Source organism: Bradyrhizobium sp. 190 (assembly GCF_023073415.1).
In the GTDB taxonomy this organism is placed as follows: Bacteria; Pseudomonadota; Alphaproteobacteria; order Rhizobiales; family Xanthobacteraceae; genus Bradyrhizobium.
In genome coordinates, this window is the sequence record NZ_JADPJL010000036.1 from 39,559 (window position 1) to 51,776 (window position 12,218).

The 12,218-nt window shown below is 58.5% G+C and carries 8 protein-coding genes and 1 pseudogene; all 9 read right to left on the reverse strand.

The features are described 5' to 3' along the window. Window positions 1-8: 8 nt before the first annotated feature. Window positions 9-482: a NifX-associated nitrogen fixation protein gene (locus IVB22_RS21760; protein ID WP_247509336.1), complete on the reverse strand. Its 474-nt coding sequence runs from the start codon at window positions 480-482 to the stop codon at window positions 9-11. Between the two features lie 7 nt (window positions 483-489). Continuing rightward, entirely contained in the window at window positions 490-885 is a 396-nt protein-coding gene (nifX, locus tag IVB22_RS21765; RefSeq protein ID WP_247519315.1) for a nitrogen fixation protein NifX, read from the reverse strand. A gap of 21 nt (window positions 886-906) precedes the next feature. After that, the gene (gene nifN / locus IVB22_RS21770; protein WP_247519316.1) at window positions 907-2,289 is read right to left on the reverse strand and encodes a nitrogenase iron-molybdenum cofactor biosynthesis protein NifN; all 1,383 of its coding nucleotides are present in this window, start codon (window positions 2,287-2,289) and stop codon (window positions 907-909) included. Between the two features lie 9 nt (window positions 2,290-2,298). Then, on the reverse strand, window positions 2,299-3,972 hold the full coding sequence (gene nifE / locus IVB22_RS21775; RefSeq protein WP_247519317.1) for a nitrogenase iron-molybdenum cofactor biosynthesis protein NifE: 1,674 nt from the start codon (window positions 3,970-3,972) through the stop codon (window positions 2,299-2,301). A 101-nt stretch (window positions 3,973-4,073) separates the two neighbouring features. Further along, window positions 4,074-5,633: a nitrogenase molybdenum-iron protein subunit beta gene (gene nifK / locus IVB22_RS21780; RefSeq protein WP_247519318.1), complete on the reverse strand. Its 1,560-nt coding sequence runs from the start codon at window positions 5,631-5,633 to the stop codon at window positions 4,074-4,076. A gap of 67 nt (window positions 5,634-5,700) precedes the next feature. Next, on the reverse strand, window positions 5,701-7,203 hold the full coding sequence (nifD, locus tag IVB22_RS21785; protein ID WP_247519319.1) for a nitrogenase molybdenum-iron protein alpha chain: 1,503 nt from the start codon (window positions 7,201-7,203) through the stop codon (window positions 5,701-5,703). 990 nt (window positions 7,204-8,193) lie between these two features. After that, the gene (locus IVB22_RS21795; RefSeq protein ID WP_247509395.1) at window positions 8,194-8,388 is read right to left on the reverse strand and encodes a 4Fe-4S dicluster domain-containing protein; all 195 of its coding nucleotides are present in this window, start codon (window positions 8,386-8,388) and stop codon (window positions 8,194-8,196) included. Window positions 8,389-10,049: 1,661 nt separating this feature from the next. Beyond that, window positions 10,050-11,384, reverse strand: a pseudogene (locus IVB22_RS21800) (dicarboxylate/amino acid:cation symporter); the annotation flags it as partial. A gap of 333 nt (window positions 11,385-11,717) precedes the next feature. Further along, entirely contained in the window at window positions 11,718-12,044 is a 327-nt protein-coding gene (locus IVB22_RS21805; protein ID WP_247519320.1) for a hypothetical protein, read from the reverse strand. Window positions 12,045-12,218: the final 174 nt, after the last annotated feature.

Sequence of the window (12,218 nt, forward strand, 5' to 3'; positions counted from 1 at the left end):
GCTGCCCCTCAATAGTTCGCCACGTCGGGATATTTCTGGATCATCTTGATGCCGCTTCTGACATATTTGCCACCCTCGGCAGCCAGCTTTGAGAGGCTGTCGAAGCCGAATCGATGCACATCGCGCAGCTGCTTGCTTAATACGATCAGCCGGCCGCCGATCAGCACCATGCGGCCAAAGCCTTCATGGTGCATCTTCAGCATCGGCTGGATCATCACACCCGTCGCCTTCTCGATCGAGAGGGCAACTGCATTGAAGAACAGCTCCAGCCGCCAGACCGTATCCGGATCGGGATCGCCGACGATAGGCAACGCGCGCCGCTTCTCCCTGTCGAGTATGTAGGGCTCGAGCAGATCGAGATCGCTCTTGTCTTCCCAGGCGCCATTTATGTCCTGAGCGCGCCAGATCCTGACCAGCTCTTTTACGAACGGCGCATCGAGAGCGACGCTCGTGGCTTGCAGTATTTCTACTGTCTCAGTCATATCACCCTCACTTTTCGAAATCGAACGTGCGCTCCTGTCCCCTTGCCAGTGCCTTGCGCAGCCAGGGAGGTGGCGTACCCTTCAGCACGCGTTGTAGCTTTTCGAGCAGGTCAAGTATGCTCTCGGGCTTGTTCACCTTGATGGGATGTATACCGTTCGCCACCACTCGCGCGGCGGCAGATCCGCCGATGGCAACGACATAGAGGATGGCGCAATCCTTGATCGCCTCGAGCTTGGGCGCAAGCTTGTCCTCGTTGCCGTCTTCCTTGACATCACCCTCGAACTGGAAGGCTTTCAGAAACACGTGCCCGTCTGGCCAAACATCATAGATGGCAATGTTCTTGGCCCAGCCGAAATGCGCATCAACGCGCCTCAAGTCCTGGGTAGCAAATGCGACCTTCATGCAATCGACCTCTCTGTCGCGTCAATAAAGCTGTGGGCGCCCGGACCTGCAGGCTGGCATTGGTGATCGCCAGGTATCGGGCGTCGGCTGGTGATTTTCCTCGCGGTCGGCGATAATGAGATTGGCGATATCGAAGATCAGATCGCGCGTGCCGCGGTAACCGACGGATAGCTGGTGTCCCGCGCCGATCCGATCGAACATTGGAAATCCCGCGCGATAGAACGGAATGTTTAGCCGTGCGGCGGCTTGGCGACCATGCGAATGGGTGATCAAAAGATCGCATGCGCGCGCCTTCGCGAGTTCCTCCAGATCTTCGAGATCGCCGATCAGCACCTCGTTCGTCTTAACGCGCTCGAGCACTGGCGATTGCGTCGTAGTCACGGCCGCAGTGACCTGCGCGCCCATCTCGTGCAGCATGCTGGAGACATCGAACAACAAGTCGGGCTCCGCGCCGATCGCGAGCCTCCGGCCAGCGATGTGGAAATGCGCATCGAGCATGGCATCGGCGAGCTGGCCTCGCTGCCGCCGATATTTTGATGGTATCGGGCGTTCGCTGATCTCGCTCAGGAACGCGATGAATTGATCGTTGGGGATAAGTCCGCAAAGCCGCTCGAACAGACGGAACGGCACCCCCGCCTTGGCCTGCATGTTTTCCGCTGCCCGCCGCATCTGCGCCCCGATGGCAATGGTCCAGCCGGCCCGGCCCATGCTCACGACTTCGTCGACCCCGATGCCGCCGATGGTCGTCGGTGTGAACTCGTCCGGGATATGACCGTCCAGCGATCCCGCCAGATCAGGCAGGAAGGATGGCTTGAGGCCGAAATCCTCCAAAATGGTCCTGAGTTCGTCGAGATCACCCGGCGTTAGGTGACATCCGGGCAGGACATTCACTTGCGCGGGATCGCGCTCAGTCTCGACCGCCGGCGCCTCCACCAGCACCTCGACCATGCGAGCCACTGTCTTCTCCCAGCCGTCTTGGAATGCGTCCTTGAAATCGGGCGTCGAGAGATAGACTAGAGGAAACTTGGCGAGCTGCGGATGCCTGTCGCGAATCAGCTTGATGTAGGCGTTGACATCATCGCCATTCGTTTCGGTCACCCCGGTCGAGCAGATCCCGATGATCTCCGGCTTGGTCCGGTTGTAGATGTTGAGTATAGACTGCTCGACATTTTCATAGCCGCCGAGCACGGTCGTCACCTCGCTCATCGCAGTGGTCTGCAGCGGCACCGCCTCCTTGAAATGCCGCACGAACAGTGTGAGCCCGAAGGATGTGCAGCCCTGCGAACCGTGCAGAATCGGCATCGCCCCACGCAGCCCTAAGAAGGCAAATGCGCCGCCGATCGGCTGGCTCACCTTCAGCGGGTTGACCGCACAGGCCTTCTTCGGCGCGGTGACGATGGCCATGACGACATCCTACTCCGCGGCCTGCAGCAAGGCAGGCGGCGAGGAGACCGGCATGGCCGCCAAGATGTCTTCGATCCGCCTCTTGCAGCAGCCACCGACCGCGTCGGTGTGCTGTCTGACTGCCTCGACGCTGGTGAGGCCACGCGAGCGGATCGCATCCTCGATCGTACCGAAATCGACTGCCTTGCAAAGGCAGATCTTGTTCGCGCGGCGGGTCGTCTCGGCAAGTGCGTGATCGAGAGCGATTTCGGCGGCGTGCGGGTCCGTCGGCGCAATGGCCTTGAGGTGCCGAATATTGCCTTTATCGTCCCACGGCGCCGTGCGGCGCAACTGCTCCCACATCGGGTTGAACAGTGCTTTGTCGATCTCCTCGATCAGCTTCACCATCCCGAGGTAGCCCATGTAGGCGTGGTAGCGCTCCTGGTTGATGTCGAGCCAGGGCATCGCCGCCTTGAGCGCGACGAATTGCGATTTGCCGCCCGAGAGCATGATGTCCGCTTTCGCGTCCTTCAGCATCCTATATATTTCGCGCGGCATCATGTCCTCGATCATGTGGGCGTGCTCGCCCATCAGCTCCTTGATCCGCTCCTTGTCCTCCTTGGTGGATTTCTTGACGCTGGTGCCGATCAGGTCGAGTCCGGCCTCCTGCAGGGCCGCCACCACGGACCAGGATTTGACGCCGCCGGTGATCAGCAACGCCCTCTTGCCCGCAAAGCGAGGCTTATAGGGTTCGATCGCGGCCCAGGCCCGCGCCTCCTCGCGCGCGATCACCGCCTCGGTGCGCTCGATCAGATCTTCCGGCGCCCCGCGCTCGACTAAAAGTCGCGCAATCTCGCGCAGTGAATCGCTAGAGTCCTGGATGCCGTAGAACGAGCCTTCGAAGAACGGAATGCCGTAACGCTTCTCCATCTTGCGCGCGACATTGATCATCGCCTTCGAACATACCATCATGGCGGCGCGCGCCCGGTGCGACGAGGCGACTTCGCGATATTTGCCATCGCCCGAGATGCAGGAGAGGATGCGGATACCGAGCTCGTCGAACAGCGGCTTGATCTGCCAAAGCTCGCCCGACAGGTTGTATTCACCGATCAGGTTGATATCGTAGGGCGTGGTGTGGTCTGGCTCTTCGGTGCCGATGACGTGCTCAAGCAAGGCCTCCCCGGCAAGCTTGCAGCCGAGGCTTTTTGGACCTACGAAGCCGGGCGAATTGACCGGAATCACCGGCTTGCCGAATTTCCGAGAAGCAGCCTTGCAGACCGCGTTGATATCGTCGCCGATCATGGCCGGAACGCAGGTCTGATAGACAAAGATCGCCGCCGGATTGTACTTTTCTAAGATCTCCCTGATTGCCTTGTAAAGTCGCTTCTCACCGCCAAACACGATGTCGGTTTCGCTCATGTCGGTCGTCAAGCCCGTGCGCCAGATGCTGGGACCAGATGAAGCTGCACCGCGGTTGTCCCAGGAATTACCCTCACAGGCGATCGGCCCGTGCACCAGATGGGCGACGTCGGTAAACGGTTGCAGCGCGATCTTTGCACCGTCGAAGGCGCAGCCGCCCGCGGCGCTTCCCGGCTGCAGCTGCTTGGTGCAGCCCTTCTTGCGCTCGGCCTCCGACTTGTTGGCGTTCTTGGCGCAGCCCGGCTCGTTAAAGATATTCTGAATGGTGGCTGAAAGCGAACCCATTTCTCTCCCCTTAACCGAGGTTTTCGTGCGCAGCCCTTCGGTCGCCGGGCCCATCGCCGGGCGAGGCTTTCGTCCGCCGGCGATGGCGCATGTCGTCGTCATTAACGAATGATATCGAAGCTGTAGTCAGTCTTGCCGGCAATGTTGGTGTTCTTGTCGATTTCCTCGAAGATCTTATCGAGAATCTTCACCAGCACGTTCATGCCGCCCTGATAGCCCCACACTGGATAGCGGTGATGGTGATGCCGATCAAAAATCGGGAAGCCGATTCGGATCAGCGGAGTGCCAGTGTCGCGCTCCAGATACTTGCCATAAGTGTTACCGATCAGGAAATCGACGGGCTCGGTGAACAGCAACGAGCGCATGTGCCAGAGGTCTCGCCCCCGATAGGCGTGGCAGTTCTGCCCAAAAGACGAGCCCGCAAACAGCGCCCGGATTTTCTCCTCCCAGGCCTTGTTGCCGTTGGTGGCGAGCACATGGATCGGTTCGGCGCCAAGTTCTAGCAGGAAGGCAGCTAGCCCATAGCAGAGATCTGGATCGCCATAGATCGCGAATTTCTTGCCATGGATATGCGCGTTGGAGTCAGCCATCGCGTCGACCAGGCGGCCGCGCTCTCGCGTCAGTTCCTCTGGGATATCTTTGCCGCTGATGCGCGACAACGCCATAAGGAACTCATCCGTTGCGGACACGCCCACCGGATAGTTGAAAGCCACGACCTCATGGCCACGATCGGAAATGAACGGGAGCGTCTTTTCCGTGCACCACTGCTGCATTGAGATTGTCGCCTTGGCGTGAACCGCGTTCGCGGCGTCTTCCAGCGTAGTGCCGCCGTCATACATCCGGAATTCGCCGTCAGTCGGCGTATCGAACACATCGGAGTTGTCCGCGAGGATGGTGTACTGGATGCCCATCAGTTCGAAGATGCGCTTGATCTCGCGGAGATTACCGACGGTGTACCCATCAAAGCCGCCGATGAAGTTGATCTTCTCGTTGGGGGCGCGCTCGAGTTTCGGCGCTGTTCCAGCCTTGCCGTCCCAGAAATGCTCCAGTATGCCCTTAAGCGCATTGTCGTAACCGGTGACGTGGCTACCCACAAAGGCTGGCGTGTGCGCGAAAGGCACATCGAACTCCGCCGGAACCGAGCCTTTCTCCTTGGACGTTTTGATAAAGGCGTTGAGGTCGTCACCGATGACCTCAGCCATGCAGGTGGTGGAGACCGCGATCATCCGGGGCTTGTACATGTTGTAGCTGTTGGCGAGCCCATCGATCATGTTGTTCAAACCGCCGAATACCGCAGCATCTTCCGTCATCGACGAGGAGACACAGGAGCTCGGCTCCTTGAAGTGCCGCGACAGATGGCTGCGATAATAGGCCACGCAGCCCTGCGAGCCGTGTACGAAGGGCAGCGTGCCTTCGAAGCCAACGGAGGCGAACACCGCGCCGAGCGGCTGGCAGGCCTTGGCAGGGTTCACCGTCAGCGCTTCCCGCGCAAAGTTTTTTTCACGATATTCGGGCGTCTTAGTCCATTCGCGGATGCGTTCGACCTCCGCGGGATCGCGGGGGTTTTCGAACATCTTCTTCTTGTTGGCCAGCATCTGCTGGTATTCCGGACCGCGGAACAGCTCGAAGTGATCGAGCACGTGTTCTGCATTCTGCGCCATGGTGTCCCTTTCGAATAATCGTGATCAATGTTGGCTTCGGCCTCACGCCGAGAGTCTGACAGGCAGGTTATTCCGCAGCCAGAAGCTTCGGCTTGGCGACGTCCTTCCAGGGCGCCTTGGTCTTCCTCCAGATCGGTGAGTTGATGGCTATGTCCATGTCGCGCGCGAAGATCGCAAACCCGTCATAGCCGTGATACGGACCCGAATAGTCCCAGGAGTGCATCTGCCGGAACGGCACACCCATCTTCTGGAACACATATTTTTCCTTGATGCCGGAGCCGACAAGGTCGGGCTGCATCTTCTCGACGAAATGCTCGAACTCGTATCCGGTGACGTCGTCATAGATCAGCGTTCCGTCTTTCACATAATGCTGGGCGGTACGCTGATAGTCGTCATTGTGCCCGAATTCGTAGCCGGTGCCGACGACCTCCATTCCGAGGTCCTCATAAGCGCCGATCACATGACGCGGACGAAGACCACCGACGAACAGCATCACGGTCTTGCCTTCCAGGCGCGAGCGATATTTTGCGATCACTGCGTCCACCAGTGGCTGATATTTCGCAATCACCCGCTCGGCGCCCTCTTTGATTTTGTCATCGAAATGGTCGGCGATCTTGCGCAGCGACTCCGCGATCTTTGAGGGCCCGAAGAAGTTATATTCGCACCACGGAATTCCGAACTTCTCCTCCATGTGGCGCGAGATGTAGTTCATCGACCGATAGCAGTGCAGCACATTGAGCTTCGCCTTCGGCGTTGCCTCGAGCTCGGCCAGCGACCCGTCGCCGGACCACTGCGCGATCACGCGCAGGCCCATTTCTTCAAGTAGGATGCGGGACGACCAGGCGTCACCGCCGATGTTATAGTCGCCGATGATCGCGACGTCGTAGGGCGTCGACTCAAACTTTGACTTGCTCTCGGGCGCGATCTTGTCGAACACCCAATCCCGCACAGCGTCGTTCGCGATGTGATGCCCGAGCGACTGCGACACACCACGAAAACCCTCGCAGCGAACCGGCACGATGGTCTTGCCGCCATACTCCTTCGACTTCACCCTGGACACCGCCTCGATATCATCGCCGATCAGGCCGATCGGGCATTCCGACTGGATGGTGATGCCGTTGTTGAGCGGGAACAGCTCCTGGATCTCATCGATGATCTTGGCGAGCTTCTTGTCGCCGCCGAACACGATATCCTTTTCCTGGAAATCGGAAGTGAACTGCAACGTCACGAAAGTATCGATGCCCGTCGTGCCGACGTAGTAGTTGCGCCGCGATCCCCACGAGTACTGGCCACAGCCAACCGGACCGTGGCTGATGTGGATCATGTCCTTGATCGGCCCCCAGACCACGCCCTTCGAACCTGCGTAAGCGCAGCCGCGGATCGTCATCACGCCCGGGATGGATTTGAGGTTGGACTTGACGCCACAATCGGACTTGCCGTCCTCGTGCACGTTGAGGTGCTTGGCGCGCCTTTTCGCGGTCTTCTCGGGATAGACCTTGAGCACTTCCTCGATAATCTTTTTATTGCGGGCCTTGATTTCTGCGACACTCCTCGTCGTGACGAGACTCATGCTGATATCCTTCGAAGGTTTCCTGTTTCGAGACGGCTCGGCCAAGAGTTTTGCAACGAGCATGCCAGCAGGGCCTGAACGCAAAACTCATCGCGTTTAGAAGTAGATAGTGCGTTCGCACGGCGAGCTGGACTGTTGTTGCAAACCCGACATCGAAGGGACCTAGAGACGTTTTGGTTTGTTCCTGTTTCAAACAAAACAACGGTGGCTAGGTGGCTTTGCACCTCCGAAGCCGCCGAAGGGTGCGGTAGGCGGCGGGCCTGCTGGCGCAAGCAGCATGTAACCGGGCGAATTTAATGCAGGGCTGCGCCATCCAGGTCCGGCCCGCCACCACCATCCATCGCGAGAAGGCCGATCGGTGCTCACCTTCATCGGCGACGGTGCACATTGTGCGTGCCTCGTCGCCATCCTGATCCTAATGCTATGGGCCAGCCAGCCCACCGCGATGGTCACAGCCGAACCCCCAAGCTGCTGGTCGAGGAGCTCAGCTTGCGCCACGCCGGCCTTCTGCAATTCCTTATGCAAAGTGGTGACAGCGGAGACCGAATCGAACACGGCGTCGACGGGCGATCTTGCGCTGCCCTGACGGCTCTTCGCCGGGCCGGGTGCGACCCCTTCTGGGATCGCCACCTCACGCACGGGGCTGCCGAGCTTCCCGTAGGTCTTGAGATTTCCTGATCAATTTCATCGATCGAAGACAGTTTCTTCGGCAGCCGCGTCGGACTTAATAAACGTCTCGAACCGTATCGATACTGGTCGACGTCGATCCGCTGGACTGGTCGGGAGCGTCTCCTGTACATGCAACCCGGAGCTCGAGGGAGCACAGTCCCGGTTTCCGATGAGGGCTACTGTGTGCCGGCTCTGCCGCATACCCTCCCTTATCCTACCCGCCGCTCCGGGCCGGCGACCACGCCAATCAAGCAGCCGGATCAGAAAGTCCGAAGTCTCGATCTTGTCCCGCGTCGCAAGGCCCACTCACCGGCCGCGCCTCTATGCAGGCACGCAGGTATCGGATATCGGACAGACGGCAGCGCATTGCGGCGTGTCGAAATGCTCATCGCATTCCGTGCACTGCTTCGGATCGATCATGTACGTGTCGTTCTTGAGCGTGATTGCAGCATTGGGACATTCGAACTCACATGCGCCACAGACGCTGCACTGGGAGGCCATAATCTTGTAAGCCATCACTGCGATTCCTTGAGGAGGCGAGCCGGACGTCTTCCTCCCTTTCAAGGCGCGTGCCAAAACTTCGGAACTTGATTTATCTCGGAATTTTTCCTTTGCGTTGTCGTGGGCGCGGCGACATGTCGTAACTCCGACACTCCGCAGCTCAGCGTGAAGCGCCTCCGCTTTTCGGAAGAGTAGGCCATCGGATTTTGAGGAGCAGAGCTGGGCGTTTCGGTCGCCAATCGGTGCCGAAAGCGCAGCAAGAACCCGCTCTCTACAACCAGCCAGACCAAGCGCTGATGAAGAGGTCTGACGAGTGGTCATAACGTGCTTCTCTGAGAACACATGGATTCCAATTTGAGATTGGACCTCAGGCTGGGGAGAGCACTTCTCCCTTCAGGCTTCATACTCGGCACACGAAAAAAGGGCCGCTTGAATGAACAAGCGGCCCAAGTCTAGGGAGGAAAAGCCCAAGGAGGGCAGCGATAGCGCACGGCGCTACCGCTACGCACCAATATGCATTGGCAGTGCACAATGCAAGAGGTTGACGTGCGGATCGACGTCGGAGCACGTCTCTTACCCAGCTTTGTTCACAACCATTCGAACAATTTACGGAACAAATTCGGGCCGCGAGCCCGCATTGACCAAGCACTTGGTGTTGCTGTTGGGCGAACCAATTTCGTTAATCGCGAAACGGCGCGAGTGAGCGCTGATTGAAAAACTACAAAACTTATGCGTATCCACCGTCACCTTACCAGTGGCATCTCTCAAGAGATAAATTGCGCGCTTAACTGAAAAAGCAGAAGTCCGGCCGACCGATGAGAGTGAACAGCGCTCTTGTAAGCCGAGAGTTAAGTATATTTTATTCGGGTCTTAGAGGGGTTTGAATCGTACGTAACGTCAGGCTGTACGACCTTCCTAGCAAAATCGGCGCCCCCGATGGCGCCACAGTATGTTTGGGAAGAAGCAAGCGCCCGCAACCTGAGATGCCCCGATACCCCCATTTCTCATTCTGCTTTCAGTCTACTTTGCTTGCGTCGCGGTGTGTTGCGCCGCGCTCGTAAGGCGTTCTAATAGGCGGCGTGAGCGCTATCGTCCGCACGCGCCTTACGTTCAGACAAGTTCCTGTTCCGAAGAACGCCCCATTCAATTACCAGCGGCGGGCATTCTATGAAACTTGGGAATAGAGTTGGTGTTTCCATGAGGAGAGTTACCAGCGGGGCCCTCTGGGGCCCCTCTATGCTTTGAACTACCGAATTGGCGCCGTGTTCGATATCCGCAACCACAACGACGTACGGCGCTCAGCCAATGCCGGGCGGTAGCTGCTCTGCGCTGTCCGATCTTCCTTTTCTGGCGCACAACGATTAGCATCAGTTGCGGCATGCTGTTTGCCTTCTCGTCCGGTGGCCCGCGAACCACGGCCGGATGGCATCAACGCTCTGTTTGCTCCGAACCAGTTCGATCGCCGCAGTCTTGGGCCCTCACCTGGTCGAGCGATTTCGCGATTTGGGCGAGATTGCTACACCTTGTTGCCACTCGTTCGGCGTTCGTCCGTCGCGGGCAACGCAAATACTAGAATCAGAAGCGACTTGCGAAGAAACGTCAGCGCAGCCGTTGAGCTTGCCCTGACTTCTATCGATTCCCGTGAATTCGTTTGATTGCAGGGTAAACCGATTCAAGTCCGTTACCAGGGCGGTCTCGAGATCGGTTGGATCGATCTGCTTCTTGAGGTTGGCCGTAAGCTTCTCGCGATCGAGTTCACCTTCCCACCAGGCGACGACCACGCAGGCGACGCCATTTCCGCAGAGATTAGTGAGCGCGCGGCATTCGCTCATAAACTTGTCGATGCCGAGCACGATCGCCATGCCCGGCACCAGCCGCGGATCGACTACGGCGAGCGTCGCCGCCAGCGTAACGAAGCCCGCGCCGGTGATGCCGGAGGCGCCCTTTGAGGTCAGCATGGCAACGAACAGGATGGTCAGTTGCTGGCCAAAGGAAATATTGACGCCGAGCGCCTGCGCAATGAACAGCGTCGCCAGCGTCATGTAGATGTTGGTGCCGTCGAGGTTGAACGAATATCCCGTCGGCACGACGAGCCCGACCACCGATTTGGAGCAACCGAGACGCTCAAGCTTCTCCATCAGGGACGGCAGCGCGCTTTCCGAGGAGGAGGTCCCGAGCACGATCAGCAGTTCATCCTTGATATAGGCCAGGAACTTGAAGATCGAGAAGCCGGCTATCCGTGCGATAATGCCGAGCACGACGAACACGAACAGCGCTGCCGTGACATAGAACGTCGCGATCAGCCCGATCAGGTTGAGGATCGCACCGGAGCCGAATTTTCCGATGGTGTAGGCCATGGCGCCGAACGCGCCGATCGGCGCCGCGTGCATCACAATCGAGATCACGCCGAACACGCCATGCGCGGCGTCGTCGATGAAAGAGCGGATGGTTTGACCGCGCTCGCCAAGGCCCATTAGCGCGAAGCCGAACAGGATTGAGAACAACAGCACCTGCAGGATCTCGCCCTGCGCGAACGCGCCGACCACGGTGTCGGGAATGATATGCAGGATGAAGTCGACGGTCTTCTGCGCCTCCGCCTGCTTCGCGTAGTTGGCCACTGCTTGTGCGTTCGCCGCGGCGCTGCCAAATCCTGCGCCGGGCCGCACCAGATTGCCGACGATGAGGCCGATCACCAGAGTGAAAGTGGATACAATCTCGAAATAAACCAGCGCCTTAATGCCGATGCGTCCGACCTTTTTGGCGTCCTGGATGTGCGCTATGCCCGAAACCACCGTGCAGAAGATGATCGGCGCAATCACCATCTTGATCAGCTTGATGAAGCCATCGCCGAGCGCCTTGATCCAGTCATTGGTAGCTAGATTTGGCCAGAGCCAGCCAACGAGGGCACCGAGCATGATCGCGATCAGCACCTGAACGTAGAGGATGCGGTACCACGGTTTAGATGCGGCGGGCGCAGTCGGCGCCTTCTCCATCGCAATCGTTGCCGCCATGACGTTTACTCCCTCTTGTTTTTTTCATGCATTGCCGCTTAGGCGTTGCGCAGCCTATGCGGTGATATGGACCTTCCAAATCTCGCGCTATTGCGCCTTTCACGGCGATGGGTCGATGCAAGCAACCCTTCAGTCCATATTACCTTCCGCAGCGAAGCCGTCGACCGAACCCATTCACCATCGACGCGACCGCGGTGTAGTTTTGATCAGGATTGCATGCTACAACCTGACGCTACGTGAGGTTCAAGGCATTTCAATAGTCCGCTTAACGATATTCTATTCTTGCCCGTCCTCGGCTCTGCGCCATCATACCGATCGCGCCACAATTCGAACTTAGGTTGATCGGCATGAAGATGCCACGACGTCAATTTCTTGACGGGAATTTTGCGCGGCATTGATCTGCTGCCCTGATTGATCTCGGCTGGTGGGATTATGGAAACAGCCGTCCGCAAAGAGGGCTGGAGGATAGCGCCTGGATACGATCCAGTCGTTCGTCTGCCTCGGCCTGCTCCCGGAAATTGGGCTCGGCTGCTCGGCCAAACCGGCAAGCTCCGGATCGACTTCCGAATGAGATCTTTGTTCCGGCGAACTATTTCCGAAGCGCCAAATGAGTAACGCAAGCGGCGTGGATGCGGCGGCATTGAGCTCGGCGTCGCTCAACTGGTCCACCAGACCGAGCACGTGATGCCAGACATACCAGTCGACAAAAAGGAAACGACCCCGCTATGTCTGAGCTTGATCGACCCTAACCACGGCGCCCAGCATCGCCGCGGTCGCGGCAAACACTGAACGCGTACAAACCCCGTTGTCCCAAGCCGGCCTAGTCTCTATTCA